Raw genomic sequence first — 23,113 nt, forward strand, 5'->3', positions numbered from 1 at the left:
CTACGGCACGGCCAGCGGCACGGTGACCTCCTCGGGCATCACCTCGGGCGGTGCAGCCGGCAACTACGACGCCAAGCTGTCCTCCGGCACCCTGTCGATCACCGTCAGCGGCTCCACCGCCGTCGACCTCGGCGAGATCAAGGCCGCCAGCTCCGCCGACGAGCGCGTCGGCCAGATCGTCGCGGCCATCAACGCCAAGACCAACGACACCGGCGTGACCGCGTTCCTCTCGAAGGACGATGCGGGCACCGTCTCGATCTCGATCCGCTCTTCGGCCCTGACCTCCGCCGGTACCGCCCAGACGGTCACGCTCTCGGGCTTCACCTCGGGCAACTCGGGCTTCAGCCTGACGACGACCTCGGCAGCCACCGGCACCGACACCACCGGCATCGACAACGTGAGCGTCTCCACCCAGGCCGACGCCTGGACCGCGATCAAGAAGATCGACAGCGCGATCAACCAAGTCAACAGCTCGCGGGCGACGCTGGGTGCGGTGCAAAGCCGGTTCGAGAACGCGATCGACACGATCGACGTGCAGAGCGAGAACATCTCCGCGTCGCGCGGCCGGATCGTGGATGCGGACTTCGCGAAGGAAACCGCCAACCTCTCGCGGGCGCAGATCCTGCAGCAGGCCGGCACCGCGATGGTCGCCCAGGCCAACCAGCTTCCGCAGAGCGTGTTGTCGCTGCTCAAGGGTTGACGATGGCCGGGCGGTCCGCCGCCCGGTACGGCGCCGCAGCGAAAAGGCCGGACCTCTTGCGAGGCCCGGCCTTTCAGCATTCGGGGCGTCCGATCTCTCTATATAGAAGCGGAAGGAGAAAACAAGGCGGTCTGGAGGCAGGCCGCGGCGTCCCTCTCGGATCGTCTGTCTGTTCAGCGACCGGTCCAGGCGTCGCGCCAGGCCCGCAGATGCTCGCCTTCCAGCATCCAGTCCCGCAGCACCTCAGCGCGCAGGGCGTCTCCGGCCCGCGCCGCGGCATCGAGGTCGTGGATATGCATGCGCACCGCATCGACCCAGTCCTTGAAACGGTTCTTCACCCGTGTCACCGGCAGCGCGTTGCGGTAGCAGGCGATATCGCTGCACACCACCGGCACGCCGCAGGCGCCGTACTCGAGCAGGCGCAGGGTGCTCTTGCATTCGTTGAAGCGGTTCTGCTCGAGCGGCGCGAGCGCCAGGTCCAGGTCGAGCGCCGCCAGGGCCGCCGGGTAATCGTCGATCGGCACGCCGGCATGGACCTCGTGCACGAACGGCCGGATCCGGTCCGGGCAGAGACCGAAGAACACCCATTCCACTTCGGTCGCCAAGGCTTCGACGACGCCCGCGATCAGTTCCAGGTCTCCGGTATGCCCCATGCCGCCGGCCCAGCCGACCCGGGGCTTGTGGCCGCGCCGCCTGCGCGACTGCAGCCCGCGCCACCAGACGGGCGGCAGGCGGTTCTGCACCACGCGGATGTCTGGATGCAGCCCCCGGAAGCTCTCGGCCAGTTCCTCGGTCGAGACGACGAACCGGTCCACATAGGACAGGCCGCGCCGCAACACCTTGATCACGTCCTGCCCGATGTCGCGCTTGTGGACGCTCTTGACCGGCAGGTTCGGCAGGTAGTCGTCGAGCTCGTAGATCTTGAAGGACCGGGAAAACGCCTTGACCAGCTTCATGTTCTCGAGCTGATGTGGCTCCAGCTGGCGCTGGAACACCAGCGTGTCGGTGTCGTACCGCTCCATCTGCACCGGCGACAGGAAGTGGCCCGACAGCATGCCGTCGAGCAAGCCCTGCTCCTTCATCGTCTCGAAGGGCTTGATCATGCGGTAGTGGCCGCAACCGAAGCGGTCGGCCGGAAAGACCAGGGCCGTCGGTACCGGATGCCACGGCAAGGGGCGCCACGCCAGGGCGGGGTCGGGCTCGAGCTCGAATCCCGGCCCGTCGAGCGTGAGGTGGCGGTTGTAGGCTGGATCGCGCGCCAGAAAAGGCAGCCACCGCGCGTACATCGTCTCCTGCTCCATCCCGAAGCGGGCGGCCTTGGCATCGGTCGATGCCGCGTCCATCTGCGTCTGGCTCACCGAGCCTTCGTGCATCACGACCGCGTGCGGCGACCAGACGACCAGATGGCCGGCCGCGCGCACCTTCAGGCAGAGGTCGACGTCGTTGTACGACACCTGGAAAGCCTCCTCGTCCAGGCCGCCAACCTCGTCGTACACCGACTTGCGCACCATCAGGCACGCGCCCGTGACGGCACTGTAGTCCTGGTCCACCTGCAGGCGGTTCATGTAGCCCGCAGCCTCCATCGGCTCGGCGTGGAAGGGATGGTTCGCAGGGCCGCGCAGGCCCAGCAGCACGCCCGCGTGCTGGATCGTCCCGTTCGGGTAGAACAGCTTGGCGCCGACGATACCCACCTCCGGCCGCAGCGCATGGTTGAGCAACGCCTCGAGCCAGTCCTCGCGCACGATGGCCGTGTCGTTGTTCAGCAGCACCAGGTACTCGCCCCGGGCGGCGCGCGCCGCCAGGTTGTTGATGGCTGAGTAGTTGAACGGGTGCGGGTAGCGCAGGATGCGCACCTGGTCGCTGCCCATCGCCTCGACGCCGTCGAGCCAGCGCAGGGCGTCATCGTCCTCGCTGGCGTTGTCGACGATCAGCACTTCGTAGTGGCGGTATCGTGTGGTCGCTAGCAGGCTTTCCACGCAGCGCTGCAGCATCGGCAGCTGGTCCCGGGTGGGAATGATGATGGAGACGAGCGGCTGCGCCGTGTGGCCGTACTGAATCCGGTACCGGCCCGGCAACGACGACTCGACGGTCGCTGCCTCATAACCGCGTCGCGCCAGATGGCGTTCCAGCACCAGCCGCTCGGCAGGGCTGTCCTGCAGCACGGGCGCATCGGTGGTCATCAGGGCCTCGTCGACATGGGCGAGGCCGTCGAGCCCTCCGCTGTCGATGAGCCGCGTGATCAGCTCGAATTCGAGCGCGTCCGCGAACGCCGGGTCGTAGCCGCCCGCCTGCACCAGCACCTCGCGTTGGACGATCCAGTGGCGCGCCATGGCCGCCGGCTGGCTCAACAGGAGGTCGAGGTTGAAGCCGGGCCGGAAGGCCGCCCCCAGCCCTCCGTCGGGCAGACGGCGAATTTCGTCCGCATACACGGCACGGCATTCCGGCAGCTGCATCAGTTCCAGCGCGACCTTCAGAAGACCGTCGCGCGTGAACACATCGCCCGCGTCCGCCACCAGAACCCAGTCGTGGGCGGACTGGAGCATCAGCATGTTCAGGACGTCGACGTACCGGGTGGCCTCGACCTGCACCAGATGCAGCTTGTCGCCTGCCGTCGTGCCACCCGCCGCGCGGGTCGTGAGCACGACGATGCCGATGTTGGCGTACAGGCATTCGCCGTAGGTCAGGCTTGCCAGCGTCTGCACCAGCTTTTCCTGGTCGCCTGCGAGGTCCCGCACGAAGATCGTGAACCCCGGTCCGCCGTCGTGCGCGGTCAGGTATTCATCGATCAGACGACCGCGCGACTGCGTCGGCACCTGCGCATCGAGCCATGCCCGCAAAGGCTCGACCGGCGTCATCTGCTGGACGGCTTCCGCTTCCGCATCCAGGCACCGCAGCGCGAGGGCCCGGCCCTGCACGACCGCGTCGGTCAGGTGTTCGGGTTCGCCATGGGCCGCATAGATGCGACGAAACAGCGCCGGAAACTGCGGTCGCTGGCGGCGCGACACGTTGTCCACCGCTTCACGGATGCGGACCTCCACGCTGACCTGCGGTACATGCCGAAAAGGCACGATGCGCGCCAGCCGCAGCAGCAGCTCCCAGTCCTCGAGGCCGGCCAGCGTCGTGTCGAAACCGTCGACGGTGCGCAGGGCCTCGGCTGGCACCGCCACCGTGTTGACCGGGATGTAGTTCCCGACGTAAAGGCGGGCCAGCGAGAAATCGCCATGGAGGTAGGGCGTTTCGCGACGGATCTCGGCCCGGCGGCCGTCCTCCAGCCGTTCGATGATGCAGCAGGCATCCGTATAGACCGCCTCGCCTGGCGCCTGGACCGCCGCATCGTGCAATACCTGCAGGTGCCCGGGCAGCATGCAGTCGTCGTCGTCCAGGAAGCAGATGTACCGCCCCGCCGCCAGGCGCAGCGCTGCATTGCGGGCGGCCGACTGGCCGCTGTTGCGGGCCAGGCGCAGGCTTTGGACCGGCAGCCCGGCCCCGGCCACGACGGCGTCGACCGGATCGCCATGGTCGTTGACCAGCACGACTTCGTAGTCCGTGAAGGTTTGCGCACGGATGCTGGCCAGCGCATCCACCAGCAACCGCGGCCGGTCGTAGGTGGTGACGATCACGGTGAAGAACGGCCGGTCGGCATGGCGCGATAGGTCGAGCCCATGGGCGTACTCCGCCCCCTGCGACTGCACAGCAGGGATCGCCGATGAGGGCGCCGGCCGCACACCACCTAGCGTCGGCTGCATCAGCGACGCCCCTGACAGGTCGCGCAATGCTGCCAGCACGCTCTCGTGGTTCTTCAGTACGACCGCGTGCCGCTCGGTCGCCGATGGATCCCGGTGCTGCAGGTAGTGCTCGTACCGGCCCATGTACAGCGCGACGATCTCGGGCAGCGCCGCACCGATCCGCAGCAGATTCGCGGTCACCGCGTAGCGCAGCAGGACGTGGCCGTGCTCCAGCACCGACAGTCCGGATGCCACATATTTCAGCCCCGACGACGCCTGGGCCACGTGCACGCGGAAGACCGACATCGCCTCGTTGACGAACGCGCCCTGCACGTCCCGCCGGCTCAGGTCCAGCATCAGGTCCCAGTCGGTCGCGCGGAAGAACCGCTCCTCGGGCACCGCGCGCAAGGTGTCGTCGAAGAACGCCGGTCGCAGCGCCAGGGTTTCCCGGCGGAAGAGCACTGTCCCGAGGTTGATGTAGAGGTCCTGGCGCAGCAGGTCGGCAAACTCGTTGCGGCCGCCCGCGTAATCCCGGCCCGGCCAGCCGGGATGCTGGATCGCGTGCATCGTCCCGTCCGACTCCAGCATCGTGTAGCGGCCGTAGGCGTAACCGCATTCCGGATGGGCCTGCAATGTCGCCCGCAGCGTCTGCAATGCGCCGGGCGCCAGGAAGTCGTCGGCGCCGATCAGCAGCTGGTAGTCGCCGCGGGCCAGCGACATGCCGTAGTTGATGTTGCCGACCGCGCCGAGGTTCTTCTCGTTGCGGTAGTACCGGATGCGCGGGTCCGACAGGTAGGGCGCGAGTCGGGCTTCGGTGTCATCGGTCGACTGGTCGTTGCAGACGATCACTTCCAGATCGTCGATCCCCTGCGACAGCACGCTGTCGATCGCCTCGGTGACGAAATGGCCGTAATTGAAGGTGGGGATGACGACGGAGATCATGCGTGGCGCGTGCGGTCGGTCAGATGAAGTTGATGTGCTCGGGCGGGTGCTTCAGGTCCCACAGGAACTTGTTGACGTAGTCCTGCCGGCAGCCCACGGCGCAGTCCTTGTGCACGTCGACCGAGGACGTGACATCGTGGTGCACCGCCCAGTAGCGGTCGCCCATCACCATGTCGAAGAAGCTCTGATCGTGCAGGTCGCCGATGTAGAAGCGTTCCTTGTTGAAGAACGGCCCGCAGGGATAGATCTTGCCGTTGCCGGAAATCTGCAGCAGGAAGGGCGTGCCGTGGCAGACGTCGTACTTGCGGAAGCCGCCTTTGTAGAGCGCCGATTCCGCAGCCGCATTGATCTTGTTCCACTTCGCCTGCACGACGTAGTCGGCGGTCGAGTAGCTCTCGGCCTCCTTGAGCACGTCGCCGATGGTCAGGTAGTCGTCGTAGTTGATGCCGATCTCCTTGTATTCGGAGTCGGAGCAGTGCTTGATGACGAAATAGTCCACGCCCAGCTCTGCACCCAGCCGGGCTTCCTTCAGCACCTGATCGAAACATTCCGGGATCAGCACCATCTGCAGGCCCAGCGTGCACTTGTAGCCGAACTCCTTCTTGATGCGGACCAGCTCGCGGATGTTGTCGATCAGCACCTGGAAATTGGATTCCTTGCTCTGGTGGACCCGACGGAAGCCTTCCGCATCGCCGGCCGACAGGTTGAACCGGATCCAGCTCATGTTCTTCAGCAGGTCGTGGGCCCGGTCCATGTCGATCAGCAGGCCGTTGGTCGCCATGGAGGTATCGACGCCGAGGCTGCCGGCCAGCACCGTCGCGTCGTAGAGCGCCGGATTCAGCGTCGGCTCGCCGTCGCCGATGAAGCCGATCGACCGCACGCCGAGCCTGCCGCAATCCTCGATGTAGCGCAGGAGCGCCTCCCGGCCGATCATCGTGCCCTGCGTCATGTTCTGCACCACCGCGTAGCAGTAGACGCACGCGGTGTTGCAGAACTTGGTCAGCCCCATGTCGATATGGATCGGCGCGAACCGCTCGCCCCGCTGCCAGGCCTGGATGCGGTCGAGGTGGTGCATCATCTTGTGGCCGTCGAAGCGGAAACGCTGTGGCGGGTTGCGGTAGCTCGGCCCGGTGAAGCTGTTGGGCGCCTCCGGCACATCGCCCGCATCGTCCTGCCCGAGCCGGACCACGCCGATCTGGCTGCCGCTGGTCACGAACTGGATCTTCTGGCCGGTGCGCTTGTCGAGCTTGTAGCTGTCGAGCAGGGCCTTCTCGTCGGTGAGCGCTGCCCGGTTGACGATGGTGTTGGATGTGCGCAGCTTGTGGCCCGGATTGCGATTCAGCGGCGCATCGTCCGGAATATCCGTCCGGGCTTCGAACCCGAATCGGTTGGTGGTGGCCTTCTGCTTGTCGTCGTCGGTCATGACCGGCTCCTGTGGAATTAGAACGGACCGGTGAACCAGTCCCCGGGAACATCGTGGTGCGGCCGTGCCGGCGGCAGGTGCTGCAGCGGCGCATCGGCAAGGCCGACCATCGCGGCAACCTCCCGGACGATGTCGGCCGCCGTCACATAGAAATCCTGGGTCAGCCCATAACTGGTGGGCTCGGGGCAGTCGGGCGCGGCGAGGCGGCGGGGAGCTGCACGGAAGGCACCCCACTCCTCCATCGTCAGCCGGGCGATGATCTCGCCCGCGACGGAGCCGGTCGCCACGCCGGTATCCAGCACCAACAGCCGACCGGTCTTGCGCAACGATGCGCGGAGCGTGGCCCAGTCGATCGGCCGCACGCAGCGCAGATCGACCAGGTCGCACGAGACGCCGGCTGCCTCCAGTGCACGGCAGGCATGCTGCGCCTCGGCCACGAGGTAGGACATCGCGACGATGGTCAGGTCCCCACCGTCGCGTACGGTCCGGGCCTGCCCGATCGGCACCCGCCAGTCGCCCTCGGGCACATGGTCGCGGTGGTTGTGGATCCACCGGTGCTCCAGGAAAACCACCGGGTCGTCGTCGAAGATCGCGGACAGCAGCAGTCCTTTGGCATCCGCGGCGTTGGACGGCATCACCACCTTGAGCCCGGGAATATGTGCGAACCAGGCCTGCAGGTTCTGCGAATGGGTCGGGCCCTGGCCCCAGCCCCGGCCCATGATCAGGCGCAGGGTGAGCGGCACCCGGTGCGCGTCACCGAAGGTGAAACGCCACTTGGCGGCGTTGTTGACCAGCTGGTCCATCGCCAGCAGGAAGAAGTCGAGGCGCTGATGGCACATGACCGGTCGTGCGCCCATCAGGGCGGCGCCGATGCCGATGCCGGTCATCGCGTTCTCGGACGTCGGCATGTCGAACACCCGGCGTGCACCGAACTGGTCCTGCAAGCCGGCCGTCGTGCCGAAGATGGCCTTCGGATCGTCGACGCCCAGGCCGTAGCAGATCACCGCCGGATCCTGGGTCATCGCGAGCTGCAGCGCCTCGTGGATCGCCGCCGCAGCATGGAGGACGCGTGTCATGGTGTGCTCCAGGGGCCGCTGGCGTACTGCGCCTCGGCACCGAAGTGCGCCAACGGGAAGGGCGCCGCGACCGCCGCATCGAAAGCCGCCTCGATCTCGGCGTCGATCGCTGCCACGACCGCAGTCTGCGCAGCTTCCTCGATGCCCGCCCGGCGTGCCTGCAGCGCGATCGGGTCCTGCGTCTGCCACGCCTGCAATTCGCCGGCCGGCCGGTAGCCAAGTGCATCGTCGTCGCCCGGGCCGCAGTGCTCTAGCCACCGATACGTCGAAAGCTCCAGAAACGCCGGGCCGTCGCCGGCACGTACCCCCGCCACCAGGACGCGCGCGGCATCGGCCACGTACTGCACGTCGTTGCCGTCGCCCTTCTCCGTACGCAGCCCGATGCCTTTCGCCAAGTCGACGGGCGCACGTCCGGCGGGCTGGCGTTTGCTGAGCGGCGAATACACCGAATACAGGTTGTTCTCGCAGACGAACAGAACCGGCAGCCCGCGCACAACGGCGAAGTTGGCCGATTCGTAGAAGGCGCCCTCCTCCAGCGCACCGTCGCCCAGGAAGACGCAGGCGACCGCCGGCTGCCCGGCCAACTGGATGCCGAGGGCTGCCCCCACCCCCACCGGGATGCTGTTGCCGACGATGGCGGTGCTGGCCAGAAACCCGCATGCACGATCGGTCAGGTGCATCGAACCGCCTCGCCCGCCGGAGCAGCCGTCCGCCTTGCCGTGCAGCTCGGCGATCAGCCCGCGCAGGTCCCCGCCCTTGGCGAGGTAGTGCGCATGCGCACGGTGGGTGCTGACGGCCTGGTCCTGCGGAGTCAGGGCCGCGCACACGCCCACGGCGGCCGCTTCCTGGCCGATGGACAGATGCACCGGGCAGCGCATGCGCTGCTCCGGATAGGCACGCGCGATCGCCTGTTCCACACGGCGGATGCGCAGCATGGCGTGCCACAGGTCGCGCGAGGACGCGGACATTGCGCTCATATGAAATTGACGTGCGGCACGCTGTCCGTCATCAGGCGGTCGAGATAGCGGTTGACCTCGTCCATCCGGCAGTTGCGCCGGCATTCGCGGATATCCATCTCCTGGCGTACGAAACGGAAATTTTCGCGGCGCTTGTCGCTTTCCCAGATGGACTGGAAGGACGCATCGTTGAGGTTGCCGTAGTCGAAGCGGTCGTCGAGCAAATACGCGCTGCAGCCGAAGACGCGGCCGTCGGCCATCACGTAGCCCCAGAGGAACGGCGTCGCATGGCACTTCTGGTAGCGCTGCGCCGGCTCCTCCTGGTACTTGCGTATCGTGTGGCCCCGGTAGATCACCTGGAAGTCGTCGGTCGAATACGGCGCCAGTGCCGTTTCGAGATTCTGGTAGCGGTCGTAATTGAGTTTTTCGTACAGGCGCGTCTCGCTCGACAGATGCTGCGAATAGGGCTTGATGACCAGATAGTCGGCTCCGATGTCGTCACGGCAGATCCGGGCCAGTTCCACCATGTCGCCCGCGTTCTCGGGCAGCAGTACCGCCTGGACCCCGATCGTCGTCTGCAGGCCATGGGCACGCTTGAACGCGACGGCGCGTCGCAGGTTGTCCACCACCCGCTCGAAGTCACGGGCCTTGGTACGGTGGATGGCAGCATAGCTGTCGGCCGTTCCCGCATTCAGCGACACCTTGATCCAGGACACGTGGCCCAGCGACTGCTCGATGAAGGCATTGTTGAGCAGCACGCCGTTGGTCGTGAACGACACGTCGATGCCCGACGCCTTCGTGAGCGCGACGATGTCGTTGATCCGCTTGTGCAGCAGCGGTTCGCCTTCACCCGCGTACATGATGCTCCTGACGCCCAGGCGCCCCATCTCCGGGATCCGCTGCGACAGCATGTCGTAGTCGAGCATCACCGCCTTGTAGCCGATGTAGTCCACCGCGCAGAAGGTGCACCGGTGGTTGCAGGCGCCGACCGGCGCCAGCTCCATGTAGATCGGGTAGACGCTTCGCGCACGCTCCCAGGCATCGCCGACGTCGAGCAGATCGGCGACGCGACGCGGGTGGTAGATCAGCTTGTGGCTGTCGATGAGGAATTTGTCCATGCGGATATCCTGAGCAGGCTCCTTGCGGATGATGCCGCGCGCCAGGATCGCCGTGCCGCCGAACAGACCGGCAATGGCTCCCGTGTTCGGTCGATCACTTCAGGAGGGTGGTGGCGTATTTGGCGAAGAGCACCGGGTCCACCGGCTCCCGGTTGCAGACGATCTGGACATCGAGCGCTGCCGCAATGCTGCCGGCGAGCGCCGCGATCGCACCAGGATAGCCGGCGCCCATGCAGGCCCCCGCCAGCGACAGGAACGCATCGCCGGCACCGATGCGGTCGACCACCCGCGACGACAGCGCCGGCACCGCCAACGTGCTGCCGCCTTCCACCAGCAACGCACCCTGACCGCCCCGGGTGACCACCATGGCGGCAGCATCCAGGCGCGCCGTCAGGTCGGCGGCGATCCGGTCGAGGGGCGCCGTCCGGTCGTGCGCGGCCAGCCGTGCCTCCGGCTCGTTCATGCAGAGGAAATCCGCGGTCGGATACCTAGTGATCACGTGATACCCCCGGTTGCCGCTGTTGATCTGCGCATTGACGGCCAGATAACGGGCCCGCTCCGACAGCTTCGCCGCGATGGCGTTGGAGATGAAGCCGTTGCCGAAATCGGCCACGATGACGACATCGAAGTCCGCGGCATGGGCATCGATCCAGGCGATGGTCGACGCGTCCAGCGCCGTTCGGTCGGCCTCTTCGCCACCGTAATACACCTCGAACAGGCGCATCAGGTCCTGGTCGACAAAGCGCCGCTTGACCAGCGTCTGCGCGGTCGCCAGCGTCTGCGCATGCAGTTCGACATTAGACCGCAGCTTGGACGCGACATAGTCCATCGAATCGTCCTGGCGCGACAGCGCCGTCAGCAGGCCGACGGTTCCGCAGAAGCCTGCGACATGGTTGGCCACCGCCACGGCGCCGCCCGCGAAGCGCTCCTCCGATTGGTAGCGCACCGCCAGCGTGTTGCCCTTGCCGGTCTGGCCGAGGGAACTGACGTAGTGGTACTCGTCGATGATCGCGTCGCCGACCACCAGCACGCGCAGCCCCGCCAGACCCTTCACATAGGCGAGGAATTCGTCGAGGCTGCAGCGCCGACGGAAATCCTCCAAGAATAGCTTGGTTTCCGGCGAAAAAACGTCGAAGTGGTTGTTGAGCAGATGGGTCGAGCTGAAGGTGATGTCGTCCGTGAAATGCACGTCGCCGCCGGCGCGCCGGACCGCCTCGACTTCGTCCCGGATATTGCCGGTCAGGTCGGCATTCGCATCGACGTAGTCGCTGCCCTTGACATACAGGTCCGGCCGGATCGCATCGATCAGATTGATGGCAGTGACCGCATGGTTCACATGGACGTAATCCACGCATCCGAGCGCCGCCACGCTCTCGGCCCGCAGCATTTCGCCGAAGACCGGACGACCCGGCCCCTTGCGCACATACGCATCGGCGGTCAGCGTCACGATCAGGATGTCGCCCAGCTTGCGGGCCTGCTGCAGGTGCCGGATGTGCCCGGCATGCATCAGATCGAAGGTGCCGTGGCAGTGCACGACTTGCCGCCCGGCGGCCCGCGCTTCGGCAGCGATCTGCCCGAGCGCATCCAGGGTCTTCAACTTGTCGTCGATCATGCGGACGGCCCGAGCATCCAGTCGACCAGACGGTGCAGCACGAAGAGGTGGCCGATCTCGACTTCGCCGTAATCGGACGAGGGCAGCCACAGGTTCAGATCGCCCGTGGCGCGCAGCGGATTGTCGGCACCGAAACCGGTCAGGGTCAGCACCTGCATGCCGCACGTTCGTGCGGCCTCGACGGCGGCGAGCATGTTGGCGGACCGGCCGGAACTGCTGATGGCGACCAGCAGGTCTCCCCGGCGGCCCATGCGTCCGACCATGCTGGCGAACGCCGCCGGGTAGCCGTAGTCGTTGCTCATGCACGTCATCACCGATGGTTCGTGCAGCACATGGGCACGCCAACGGAGCTTGTTGACCAGGTCGTTCTGGATGTGGGAACACACCGCCGCACTGCCGCCGTTGCCGATCAGGAAGCACTGGGCGTCGTCTCCGCGGGCACGGGAGAGCATCGACACGAGGGCGTCGAGCCCGCGGGGCTGCCCGTCTCCCGCAGTGACTTCCAATGCCGACAGGACGGAGGTGAACGCCTGAAGCGCCGGTCCGAGCGTCATCTGCTGCTCCATCTCATTTGCTCCCCAGGTAGCGGAACCAGCTCTTCGTGGCGTCGGCAATGGTGTCGGGCGTCCACGCCGGCGCCGAACGCCATTCCGGCAGTTCCTCGACCATCCGCGCTACGCCCTCCTCGAAACTGACCGCCGGCGTCCAGCCCAGGTCGCGCCGGATCGCCGTCGTGTCGGCGAAGGTGCAGTCCGGCTCGCCGGGCCGCTTCGGAATGGTTTCCCGCGGTCCTCCGAGCAAATTCGCAAGATGGTTGACCGAGTAATGGCCGCCGCTGCCGACGTTGAAGACGCGCCGTGTCAGCGACGATTCGGCAGCCGCCTCGAAGGCCGCGGCGACGTCGGTCACGTAGGTGAAATCCCGCGTCTGCTCGCCGTCGCCCACGATCGTCAAAGGCAGACCCCGGCTGCGCTGGCCCAGGAACACGCCGAATACCGCTCCGTAGCTGCCGGACGTCCGCGCCCGGGGCCCGAACACATTGAACAGCCGCAGCGATACGGCAGGCATGCCGTACAGCTGCGCCCAGTGCAGCACCAATTCTTCGCCCTGCGCCTTGGTGAGTGCATACGGGTATTCGGGCTGCACCGGCGCGGTTTCGGGCGTCGGGAATGTCGTGGCAATGCCGTAGCACGACGAGGACGCGGCATAGATGAATCGCCGTACGCCATGATGGCGGGCCGCCTCGAGCACGTTGAGCGTCCCGGTGACGTTCACTTCGAAATAGGTGACCGGGTTCTCGATGGAGGGCACGATGTCCGCCCGGCCCGCCAGATGGAATACCCACTCGCGCCCGTCGCAGGCCGCCTCCACTGCCGCGCGGTCACGAATGTCGCCCACCACGCAGCGGCAGCGGCCGGTGGCGATCGCCGCTTCCAGATTGGCTTTGCGCCCCGACGACATATCGTCCAGCACCAGGACCTCATGGCCGGCGGCGACCAGCCGTTCGGTCAGATGGCTGCCGATGAAACCCGCCCCTCCGGTGACCAATACCTTCATGTTCGTATGCGTGTGTTCGTTGGCGCGATGCGCCTTTCGGGGGCGACGGCATGCTGATCGGCGAGTCGCCGGACGGACGCGGTTGTAGCATGCACGGCGCCGCGTCAAAGCCTGAACTGGCGTGCAAAGACCCGCCTGACGGTTTCCGTCGCCCTGCAGGGGCGGTGCTGCGTGCCGCGGCGGGCGCGGCGGACCCGCCTGGGACCGTTCAGCGAATAGCACCGTGTTCCGGCGCCAATTCCAGACCATGGCGCGAGAAGTGCTGCGGTAGCATCTCGGTACATAAGGCGGGCTGCCGCCACTGCGCTCTGGGGGCAAGGCCCCTTACCCACCGCTCGACCGACTCCTCCATGCTCGTCATCATCGGCTACGTAGTCTGTCTCGCCTGCATCTTCGGCGTGTACATCGCCCATGGCGGCAACATCGGCGTGATCCTGCATGCGCTGCCGTTCGAGATCATCACGATCCTGGGCGGCGCCCTGGGCGCCTTCGTGGTGAACAACCAGGCCAAGGTGCTCAAGGCGACGCTCAAGACCCTGCCGCAGGCCTTCAAGGGCTCCAAGTACACCAAGGCCCGCTACCTGGAACTGATGTCGCTTTTGTACGACATTCTGCAGAAGGCCCGCAAGGACGGCCTGATGGCGATCGAAAAGGATGTCGAGGCGCCGCACGAGTCCGAGGTGTTCAAAAAGTATCCCGCGGTCGGTTCCGACCACCACGTCACCGAGTTCATGACCGACTACCTGCGGATGATGGTTTCGGGCAACCTGAATTCGCACGAAATCGAGGCGCTGATGGACAGCGAGATCGAGACCCACCACCAGGAAGCGCACGCTCCGGTCGCGGCCCTGGCGCGCCTTGCCGGCGCACTGCCCGCCTTCGGCATCGTGGCTGCGGTGCTGGGCGTGGTGAACACCATGGGCTCGGTGGGACAGCCCCCGTCGGTGCTCGGCGGCATGATCGGCTCGGCCCTGGTGGGCACCTTTCTGGGCATTCTGCTGGCCTACGGCGTGGTGGAACCGCTCGCCGGTCTGCTGGAGCAGAAGTCCGAGGACGGCAGCAAGGAACTGGTCTGCATCAAGACCACGCTGCTGGCGAGCATGCAGGGTTACAACCCGACCACCGCCATCGAATTCGGCCGCAAGGTGCTGTTCTCGGACGTGCGTCCGAGCTTCAGCGAACTGGAAAGCCACGTGAAGGGCAAGAAGTAGGCGGTACCCAGCATGGCCGACAAGAAGCTCCAGCCGATCATCATCAAGCGGGTCAAGAAGGCCGGCCATGCCGCGCACGGCGGCGCGTGGAAGATCGCCTATGCGGACTTCGTCACCGCGATGATGGCGTTCTTCCTGCTGATGTGGCTACTGGGCTCCACCGCCAAGGGCGAGCTGCAGGGGATCGCCGCGTACTTCAATTCGCCGCTTCAGGTAGCAATGGCGGGCGGCAACGGCGCCGGCAACAGCTCCAGCATCATCCCGGGCGGCGGCAACGACCTGAGCAAGGTGCACGGGCAGGTCCGGCGGTCGGACTCCGACGCCGAGAAGAAGTCCAAGATCACGCCGGAGCAGGCCAAGGCCGAGGTCGCCAAGCAGGATGCCAAGCGTATGGGGGTCCTGAGGGCCAAGATCGAGTCGCTGATCACCGAAAACCCGCGGCTGCAGGAATTCCGCTCCCAGATCCGCATCGAGCAGACGCCGGACGGCCTGCAGATCCAGATCGTGGACGACCAGAGCCGGCCGATGTTCGACAGCGGCAGCGCCCTGGTCAAGCCGTACATGCGCGACATCCTGCGCGAGATCGGCAATGCGCTGAACGGGGTGGAGAACCGCATCAGCCTGGCGGGCCATACCGATGCCTCGCCGTACGGTAACGGCGACCGCGGCTACAGCAACTGGGAACTGTCCGCCGACCGGGCCAATGCCTCGCGGCGCGAACTCGTCGCCTCGGGCATGCCCGATGTCAAGCTCGTGCGGGTCGTCGGGCTGGCGGCGAGCGACCTGCTGGAGCCCGACAAGCCGCTGGCGTCGGCCAACCGGCGCATCAGCATCACCGTCATGACGCGCGACGCCGAGGAGCGTCTGCTCGGATCGGGGCGTCGGCCAGCCGTGCCGCCCGCCGAACTCGCCGACGCGGTGTCGCAGGCCGAAGCAGCGCCCCGTACCGCCGCCGCGACAGTTGCCGCCCGCCCGCCATCGGCCGCGGCGACAATGGCGGCAGAGCCGACCGCTGCGCCGGCCCGTTAGGCTTATCCGCCGTGCCTGCGCCGTTCCTATTCTCTTCTTCCCACCGAAAGGGTCATCCGTGGCCACAGCCCTGCGCTTCCTGATCGTCGACGACTTCTCCACCATGCGCCGCATCGTGCGCAACCTGCTCAAGGAAAGCGGCTACGCCGACGCGGACGAGGCGGAAGACGGCGTCGCGGCCCTGCAGAAGCTGCGCAACGGCCGGTTCGACTTCGTAGTCACCGACATCAACATGCCGAACATGAACGGCTTCGAACTGCTGACCAACATCAAGGCGGACGAGAAGCTGAAGCATCTGCCGGTGCTGATGGTGACGGCCGAGGCCCGCAAGGAAGACATCGTCGCCGCGGCCCAGGGCGGCGCCTCCGGCTACATCGTGAAGCCGTTCACCAAGGCAACGCTGGAGGAGAAGGTCACCAACATCCTGAAGAAGATGGGGTTGGCCGCATGAGCACGTCCACCAGCCTCGCCGCCGAAGGGGTGGAGTCGAGCCCGCCGGATGTCCACACCAAGATCGGCCAGCTCACCCGCCAGCTGCACGATTCGCTCAATGCGCTGGGCTACGCCGAGAAGCTGCGCGACAGCGTGGGCGAGCTGCCGGATGCCAAGAGCCGCCTGTCCTATATCGCCCGCCTTACCGGCGAAGCCGCGGAAAAGGTGCTGAACCGCGTCGAGCAGGCGAAGGCCCAGCACGACTACATCGCGTCCGAAACCCGGCGGATGGTGACCGACCTGGTCAAGGACCCGGTCGCCGCGGTGGCTACCGGCCAGATCATGAACTTTCTGACCGACATGGAGCGGGTCACGAAGGAGGCCGACGACCATCTGACCGAGATCATGATGGCCCAGGATTTCCACGACCTGACCGGCCAGGTGATCGCCCGGGTGGTGGCCCTGGCGGCCAACATCGAGGACCAGCTGGTGCAGCTGCTGATCCAGACCGCTCCGCCCGGCAGCACGCCGCCGGAAGCGGCCGCGGCCGCCACCGCCGCCACGGCAGCAGCGGCCACGGCGGCAGCCGCGACCGTCACCGCCGTCGCCGAAGGCGTACGGGAACCGGCGCCCAGCCTGCCGAAGCCGCAAGGCCCGACGGTCGACCCGAACAACACGCCCGACGTCGTCACCAGCCAGTCCGAAGTGGACGACCTGCTCGCCAGCCTCGGGTTCTGACGGCGGGCTGCGCCCACCAGGGGCGCAGTCGAATAACCGGCACGAAGGCCGCTTTATCGGCCTTTTGTGCCGACGAGCCTTTCCGACAATGGCAGGACTCCCCTCCTGCCCATGGACTCCAGCCAAGACCGCCAACTCCCCGCCACCGCGCAGAAGCTCGACCAGGCGCGCAAGGATGGGCAGGCCCCCCGCTCCCGTGACCTCGCCCACCTGGCGGTCCTCGGCACCGGAGCGGCGTCTGTGCTACTGCTCACGCCCGTGGTCTTCGAGCGTTTCCAACTCGCCCTCCGCGACCAACTTGCGTTCAATGCCGCGACGCTCCAGAACCCGGCCGGCATGCTGGCGCGTATGCAGGAGGTGGCGACCCTCGGATTGCTGATCAGCTTGGCCTTCGCGGTGATCATCGGTGCCGCCAGCGTGGTGAGCGCCGTTGGCTCCGGCGGCTGGATCACCAGCCTGAAGCCGATCACCCCGGACCTGAGCCGGCTCAATCCGCTGTCGGGCCTGGGCAACCTATTCAGCAAGCAGCAGGCGGTCAACATCGCCAAGATGTCGTTCCTGACGGCGATCCTGGGATTTACCGGCTATGTCTACCTGCGCGACAGCGTGCAAAAGGTGTCCTCGCTGGTCATGCAGCCGTCCTCGATGGCGCTGCGCGACATGGGCGACTGGCTGGTGGGCGGCGTCAGCATGCTGCTGCTGGTGGTGTTCATCGCCGCGGTGATCGACGTGCCGCTGCAGGCCTTCTTCCACCGCTCGCGCCTCAAGATGAGCCACGAGGAAGTCAAGCAGGAACACAAGAACGCCGAAGGCAACCCCCACATCAAGAGCAAGATCCGCCAGCGCCAGCGGGAGATGTCGCAGCGCAAGAGCATCGCCAACGTGCCCAAGGCGGACTTCGTGCTGATGAACCCGACCCACTTCGCGGTGGCGTTGCGCTACGACGAGGCGACGATGGATGCGCCGCAGGTCGTGTCCAAGGGCGCCGACCTGCTGGCGATGAAGATCCGCGACATCGCCCGCGAGCACGACGTGCCGGTGGTGCAGTCGCCGATGCTGGCGCGGGCGCTCTACGCGCATGCCGAGCTGGACCAGGCGATCCCGTCCACCCTGTTCACCGCGGTGGCCCAGGTGCTGGCCTACGTCTACCGCCTCAAGGCCGCCCTGCGTGGTGAAGGTCGCATGCCCGATGCGGTGCCCGAACCCTTCGTGCCGCCCGAGCTCGATCCCCACCATCCCGCCGCCGCTGCTGCAGCTGCGGCTGCCCGGTCCGGAGACACCGCATGAACACCCAGGTCGTCCGCGCCCGCGCCTGGATGGGCCGCAACGCCGCCTCCCTGCAGGGGCTCGCGGTGCCGCTCTTCGTGGTGATGATCCTCGCCATGATGGTCCTGCCGATGCCGGCATGGCTGCTGGACGTGTTCTTCACCCTGAACATCGCGATCGCGCTGATGGTGATGATGGTGGCGGCCTACATGGTGCGGCCGCTCGACTTCGCCGCCTTCCCGGCGGTGCTGCTGTTCACGACCCTGATGCGGCTGTCGCTCAACGTGGCGTCCACCCGCGTGGTGCTGCTGGAAGGGCACACCGGCGCAGGCGCAGCGGGCGCGGTGATCGAAGCCTTCGGTCATTTCCTGATCGGCGGCAACTTCGCGGTCGGCCTGATCGTGTTCGCGATCCTGGTGGTGATCAACTTCGTGGTGGTGACCAAAGGATCGGAGCGGATCGCCGAGGTGTCGGCCCGCTTCAGCCTGGATGCGATGCCCGGCAAACAGATGGCGGTGGATGCCGACCTGAACGCCGGCGTGATCGACGAAAAGGAAGCCCGCAAACGCCGCCTGGAGATCGGGGAGGAAGCGAACTTCTTCGGCTCGATGGACGGCGCCTCGAAGTTCGTGCGCGGCGACGCGATGGCCGGCATCCTGATCCTGCTGATCAACATCGTCGGCGGCTTCGCCATCGGCGTGCTGCAGCACGGCCTGTCGGCCGGCAAGGCGGCCGACACCTACATCCTGCTGGCGGTCGGCGATGCGCTGGTGGCGCAGATCCCCGGCCTCCTGATCTCGGTGGCCGCCGCCATGGTGATCTCCCGCGTCGGCAAGGAAAGCGACGTGGGCGGCCAGATCGTCGACCAGCTGTTCATGTCGCCCCGCGTGATCGGCATCGCCGCGCTGATCCTGGTGCTGGTCGGCCTCATCCCCGGCATGCCGCACCTGGTGTTCCTGGGCATCGGCGGCGTACTCGGCTACCTCGCCTGGACCCTGGCCAAACGGCCGCCGCCGGCCGATCTGCAGGCCGAGGCGCCCCCGGCCCCGTCCGACGGCGAGGCGAGCTGGGACGACCTGCAGCCGGTCGACCTGCTCGGACTGGAACTGGGCTACCGGCTGATCACGCTGGTCGACAAGAACCGCCAGGGCGATCTGCTGAACCGGATCAAGGGCGTGCGCCGCAAGTTCGCCCAGGAAGTCGGCTTCCTGCCGCCGGCCGTCCACGTGCGCGACAACCTCGAACTCAAGCCGAGCGGCTACCGGATCACGCTGCGCGGCGTCATGGTGGGCGAGGGCGAAGCCTTCCCCGGCATGTTCCTCGCGATCAACCCGGGCGGCATCTCGACGCCCCTCATCGGCACCCCCACCACCGACCCGGCCTTCGGTCTGCCGGCCCACTGGATCGACGAACGGCAGAAGGAAGCGGCGCAAATGGCCGGTTTTACCGTCGTTGATTCCGAAACCGTGATGGCCACGCATCTCTCACACTTGATGCAGGTGCAGGCAGCCCGTCTGCTCAGCCGTACCGAGACCCAGCAACTCGTCGAACACGTCGCGAAGCTGGCCCCGAAACTGATCGAGGAAGTGGTTCCGAAAATGGTGTCGATCGCCGTGTTCCAGAAGGTTCTCCAGCTGCTGCTGGACGAGTCGGTGCACATCCGCGACATCCGCACCATCGTCGAAACCCTGGCGGAACACGCCGGCGCGACGCAGGACCCGGCCGAACTGGCCCGCCGCGTGCGCGTCGCGCTGTCGCCGGCCATCGTCCAGCAGATCTATGGGCCCACCCGCGAACTCAGCGTGATCGCGATCGAGCCCGGCCTGGAGCGGCTGCTGGTGCAGGCGCTGGGCAATCCCAACGGCCCTGCACTGGACCCGGGCGTAGCCGACATCCTGACCCGCACCGCGGCCGAGGTCGCGATGAAGCAGGAAGAAATGGGCCTGCCCGCCTGCCTGCTGGTCCCCGACCAGATCCGTACCTCCATCGCCCGCCTGGTGCGCCGTGTGGCGCCCCGCCTGCAGGTCCTCGCGCACAGCGAGATCCCTGAAACCCATTCCATCCGCATCGGCCCGATCCTCCGAGGTGCCTCCGCATGAACATCCAACGCTTCCACGCCGCCACCTCGCGCGAGGCCCTCGCCAAGGCCCGCGCCGCATTCGGCGAAGGCACGCTGATCCTGTCGAACCGCCCGACCGCCAATGGCGTCGAGGTGGTGGCGACCGCGGAGGACTCGCTGTCCAGCCTGGAACAGGGTGGCGGACTGGCGCCGGCGCTGGCTCCGGCCGCGCCGTCGGCGCTGCAGGCCCGCGCCGCCGCCCAAATGGACCGTCCCCTGCTCGGCGGCGCCCGCACACCGGCCGCACGGCCGTCGACGGCCCGTACGCCGGCCGCAGCGCCCCGCAATCCGGTGCAGGAAGACACCGAGCAGCTCGCGATGAGCACCCTCTCTTTCCAGGACTACGTGCGCGAACGCATGCTGCGCCGCCGCCACGAAGCGCTCAACGGCCAGGCCGAAGGTCTGCATGCCGACGAGGCCCTGGCCGACCCCCAGCCGGTCCGTGCCCCGGCGCCCGCACCGGCGCCGCTGTTCGCCACTGCACCGGTAGTGGAGACGCCGCGCCGCGCCGAGGCCCCGGCACCGCGCCGCGCAGAGCCCGCTCCGCAGCGCACCCGTGCGGCCGCCGCTGCACCGGCGCCCGCCGGCGCGCCGGCCAAGGGCATCGTCGACGAACTCCAGTCGATGAAGGAACTGATCGAGGAGCGCTTCAACACGCTCGCCTGGCTGGGCCAAGCCCGGCAGGACCCGATCCAGTCGAATCTGATGCTCAAGCTGATCCGCGCCGGCTATTCGCCCGCGCTGGCCCGGGCGATCCTGGAGCGCCTGCCGCAGGACACCGGCGCCGCCGAAGCGGTGCGCTGGCTGATGGACGTGCTGGAGCGCAACCTGCGCACCGCCGACGATGCCCTGCCGCTGGCCGAGGAAGGCGGCATCTTCGCGCTCGTCGGCGCCACCGGCGTCGGCAAGACCACCACCGCCGCCAAGCTGGCCGCCCAGTGCGCCCGGCTGCACGGCCCGGGCAGCGTCGGCCTGATCACGCTCGACACCTACCGGATCGCGGCCCACGAGCAGCTGCGCACCTACGGCCGCATGCTCGGCGTGGTGGCGCACCTGGCGCACGACCGCGCCGCGCTGCAGGACCTGCTCGGCCTGCTCGCTGGCAAGAAGATGGTGCTGATCGACACCACCGGCGTCGCACCGCGCGATCCGCGCAAGCGCGACATGCTCGACGTGCTCGACCTGCCGGGCGTGCAGCGCCTGATGGTCCTGAATGCCGGCGGCCATGGCGACATGCTCGACGACGTCGTGGCGTCCTTCAAGACCAGCGGCGCCCAGCAGGCGATCCTGTCGAAGGTGGACGAGGCCGTGAAGCTGGGCCCCGCCCTCGACGCCCTGATCCGCCACCAGCTGGTGCTGCGCGGTGTGACCAACGGCCAGCGCGTACCGGAGGACTGGGAAGAGGCCGACGCCGGCCAGCTGGTCCGTGCGTCGATGCGTTCGCCTGCCAAGTCGGCCTTCGACCCGAAGGTCGGCGACCTGAACTTCTTCTTCTCGCCGGGTACCGGCGAGAACCGGACGCGGAGCCTGCTCGATGCTTGATGCCGCCCTTGACCAGGGTGCCGGGCTGCGACTGCAGACGCCGCAGTCCACGCCGCGCATCGCCGGGCTGGTGGCCCAGGGCGATACCGATACCGAGCTGCCGCTGCTCTGGCAGCTCTGCGACGCCCTGCAGACGCTGGGTTATCAGGTCGCGGTGCTGGACGCCCACAGTGCCGAATCCGCCGATGCCCCGGGCCTGTGCGAGCTGCTCGAGGGCAGCCTGGGCATGGAGGATGGTGCGGCGCAGGCCGATGACTGGACCGGCATGGCCGTTCTGCCCGCTGCGGCGGGCTTGGCCCGGCTGGTCGCTCCGCACGGCGGCGACCCGCTGCCGGCAGCCCCGGCACGGCTGGCGCGCGTCCTGCGGCCCTACGACATGGTGCTGCTCTACGCGGCCGCACCGCTGCTGGCCCGCTGGGCCCGGTACTGCGGCATGACCCCGGTGCTGGCGGCCGCGCCGCGGCAATCGGGCGTGCTGGCGGCCTACCAGTCCCTCAAGGCGCTGGTCGATGCGGGCGTGGTGCCCACCGTCGCCTCGGTCGTGACCCGGGCAGGTGTCGCCACCGCGGGCACCGCACAGGCTGCCCGCGAGAACCTGGCCCGCTGCGCCGACGCCTGGCTGGGCTGCCGGCTGGACGTGCTGCGGGTGCGCACGTCGATCGACGGCGAACGCGCCTCGGGCGACGTGCAGCGGCTGGCCTTGCGGCTGATCGAAGGGGCGGCTACCCTGTCGCACGCGAACGCGTCGTCCTACGGACAGCGGTCAGTGGCAACCCCGGCAGCCGACGAAGAAGCACTCCCAGCCGTCCTGCCGATCCGCCGCTCACCGCTCGCCCGCGCATTCGACCGTTCCGCCCGGAGCCACTGATGTACACCGCCAAAGGCCATCTCGATCGCGACGCGATGCTCCGCCAGTACGTGCCGCTGGTGCGTCGGCTGGCGCACCACATGATCGCCAAGCTGCCGCCGAACGTGGAGGTGGACGACCTGATCCAGGTCGGCATGATGGGCCTGGCCGAAGCGCTGTCGCGCTTCCAGGCCAGCCAGGGCGTGCAGTTCGAAACCTTCGCGACCCAGCGCATCCGCGGCGCGATGATCGACGAGCTGCGCGAAGGCGACTGGATGAGCCGCGGCTCCCGCAAAAGCCAGAAGGACATCGAGCATGCGGTGCGCAGGCTGGAGCAGGTGCTCGGACGCAGCCCGCTGGAATCGGAGATCGCTGCCGAGCTGGGCATGCCGCTCGACGACTACCAGAGCCTGCTCGCCAAGGTGCGGGGCACCCAGCTGGTCTACCTGGAAGACATGGCGGCCGGCCAGGAGGACGACAGCTTCCTCGACCGCCACGTGGGCGACGGCGATGCCGACCCGATGCAGCAGCTGCGCGACCAGCGGCTGCGCCAGTCGCTGGTGGAAGCGATCAAGGGCCTGCCCGAGCGGGAGCAGTACATCATGAGCATGTACTACGAGAACGACATGAACCTGAAGGAGATCGCCGCGGTGCTCGGCATCACCGAATCGCGGGTCTGCCAGCTGCACAGCCAGTCAATCGCCCGCCTTCGCGCCAAGATGCGCCACCACTGATCGGCTTTGGGCCTTTCCCATGCAAAACGGCTGCCGCGGCAGCCGTTTTGCATGGGAAAGGCCCAACAGACAGGGCGCCGGCGTCA

At 67.4% G+C, this 23,113-nt stretch carries 18 protein-coding genes; 10 read left to right on the plus strand and 8 right to left on the minus strand.

The window, feature by feature from the left end:
* Window positions 1-700 (plus strand): flagellin (locus QZ500_RS05300; RefSeq protein ID WP_295851795.1); only part of this gene is annotated, 700 nt, incomplete at its 5' end.
* Window positions 701-873: 173 nt separating this feature from the next.
* Here QZ500_RS05300 and QZ500_RS05305 read toward each other — a convergent pair.
* From QZ500_RS05305 to QZ500_RS05340, 8 genes are all read right to left on the minus strand, one after another.
* Complete coding sequence (locus QZ500_RS05305) at window positions 874-5,367, minus strand: glycosyltransferase (RefSeq protein ID WP_295851798.1); 4,494 nt, start codon at window positions 5,365-5,367, stop codon at window positions 874-876.
* A 19-nt stretch (window positions 5,368-5,386) separates the two neighbouring features.
* Window positions 5,387-6,790: a radical SAM protein gene (locus tag QZ500_RS05310; RefSeq protein WP_295851801.1), complete on the minus strand. Its 1,404-nt coding sequence runs from the start codon at window positions 6,788-6,790 to the stop codon at window positions 5,387-5,389.
* 17 nt (window positions 6,791-6,807) lie between these two features.
* The gene (locus tag QZ500_RS05315) at window positions 6,808-7,866 is read right to left on the minus strand and encodes a transketolase C-terminal domain-containing protein (RefSeq protein ID WP_295851803.1); all 1,059 of its coding nucleotides are present in this window, start codon (window positions 7,864-7,866) and stop codon (window positions 6,808-6,810) included.
* Window positions 7,863-8,843: a thiamine pyrophosphate-dependent dehydrogenase E1 component subunit alpha gene (locus QZ500_RS05320; protein WP_295851805.1), complete on the minus strand. Its 981-nt coding sequence runs from the start codon at window positions 8,841-8,843 to the stop codon at window positions 7,863-7,865. Before QZ500_RS05320 ends, QZ500_RS05315 begins: the two co-directional genes overlap by 4 nt.
* Entirely contained in the window at window positions 8,840-9,940 is a 1,101-nt protein-coding gene (locus QZ500_RS05325) for a radical SAM protein (protein ID WP_295851808.1), read from the minus strand. Before QZ500_RS05325 ends, QZ500_RS05320 begins: the two co-directional genes overlap by 4 nt.
* A 94-nt stretch (window positions 9,941-10,034) precedes the next feature.
* Window positions 10,035-11,552, minus strand: coding sequence for a PfkB family carbohydrate kinase (locus tag QZ500_RS05330; protein ID WP_295851814.1), 1,518 nt, complete (start codon window positions 11,550-11,552; stop codon window positions 10,035-10,037).
* The gene (locus QZ500_RS05335; protein ID WP_295851816.1) at window positions 11,549-12,118 is read right to left on the minus strand and encodes an SIS domain-containing protein; all 570 of its coding nucleotides are present in this window, start codon (window positions 12,116-12,118) and stop codon (window positions 11,549-11,551) included. The genes QZ500_RS05330 and QZ500_RS05335 overlap by 4 nt, the downstream gene beginning before the upstream one ends.
* A 1-nt stretch (window position 12,119) precedes the next feature.
* Complete coding sequence (locus QZ500_RS05340; protein WP_295851818.1) at window positions 12,120-13,109, minus strand: SDR family oxidoreductase; 990 nt, start codon at window positions 13,107-13,109, stop codon at window positions 12,120-12,122.
* A gap of 350 nt (window positions 13,110-13,459) precedes the next feature.
* Here QZ500_RS05340 and motA point away from each other — a divergent pair, with 350 nt between their 5' ends.
* The 9 genes from motA (at window position 13,460) to QZ500_RS05385 (ending at window position 23,027) form a co-directional block, all read left to right on the plus strand.
* Window positions 13,460-14,320: a flagellar motor stator protein MotA gene (gene motA / locus QZ500_RS05345; protein WP_295851820.1), complete on the plus strand. Its 861-nt coding sequence runs from the start codon at window positions 13,460-13,462 to the stop codon at window positions 14,318-14,320.
* Window positions 14,321-14,332: 12 nt separating this feature from the next.
* A complete protein-coding gene (gene motB, locus QZ500_RS05350; RefSeq protein WP_295851823.1) occupies window positions 14,333-15,349 on the plus strand; it encodes a flagellar motor protein MotB in 1,017 nt (338 codons plus the stop codon).
* A gap of 58 nt (window positions 15,350-15,407) precedes the next feature.
* Window positions 15,408-15,800, plus strand: a complete 393-nt coding sequence (gene cheY, locus QZ500_RS05355; RefSeq protein WP_295851826.1) for a chemotaxis response regulator CheY — start codon at window positions 15,408-15,410, stop codon at window positions 15,798-15,800.
* Window positions 15,797-16,519 carry a protein phosphatase CheZ gene (locus tag QZ500_RS05360; protein ID WP_295851828.1) on the plus strand — a complete coding sequence of 241 codons (723 nt, stop codon included), beginning with the start codon at window positions 15,797-15,799 and terminating at the stop codon, window positions 16,517-16,519. The genes cheY and QZ500_RS05360 overlap by 4 nt, the downstream gene beginning before the upstream one ends.
* 111 nt (window positions 16,520-16,630) lie before the next feature.
* Complete coding sequence (locus tag QZ500_RS05365; RefSeq protein ID WP_295851831.1) at window positions 16,631-17,806, plus strand: EscU/YscU/HrcU family type III secretion system export apparatus switch protein; 1,176 nt, start codon at window positions 16,631-16,633, stop codon at window positions 17,804-17,806.
* The gene (gene flhA, locus QZ500_RS05370) at window positions 17,803-19,884 is read left to right on the plus strand and encodes a flagellar biosynthesis protein FlhA (RefSeq protein WP_295851834.1); all 2,082 of its coding nucleotides are present in this window, start codon (window positions 17,803-17,805) and stop codon (window positions 19,882-19,884) included. Before QZ500_RS05365 ends, flhA begins: the two co-directional genes overlap by 4 nt.
* Entirely contained in the window at window positions 19,881-21,446 is a 1,566-nt protein-coding gene (gene flhF / locus QZ500_RS05375) for a flagellar biosynthesis protein FlhF (protein ID WP_295851836.1), read from the plus strand. Before flhA ends, flhF begins: the two co-directional genes overlap by 4 nt.
* The gene (locus QZ500_RS05380; RefSeq protein ID WP_295851841.1) at window positions 21,439-22,314 is read left to right on the plus strand and encodes a hypothetical protein; all 876 of its coding nucleotides are present in this window, start codon (window positions 21,439-21,441) and stop codon (window positions 22,312-22,314) included. The genes flhF and QZ500_RS05380 overlap by 8 nt, the downstream gene beginning before the upstream one ends.
* Window positions 22,314-23,027 carry an RNA polymerase sigma factor FliA gene (locus tag QZ500_RS05385; RefSeq protein WP_295851844.1) on the plus strand — a complete coding sequence of 238 codons (714 nt, stop codon included), beginning with the start codon at window positions 22,314-22,316 and terminating at the stop codon, window positions 23,025-23,027. The genes QZ500_RS05380 and QZ500_RS05385 overlap by 1 nt, the downstream gene beginning before the upstream one ends.
* Window positions 23,028-23,113: the final 86 nt, after the last annotated feature.

The sequence above is a fragment of the uncultured Xylophilus sp. genome, assembly GCA_913776965.1.
GTDB lineage: Bacteria > Pseudomonadota > Gammaproteobacteria > Burkholderiales > Burkholderiaceae_C > Xylophilus.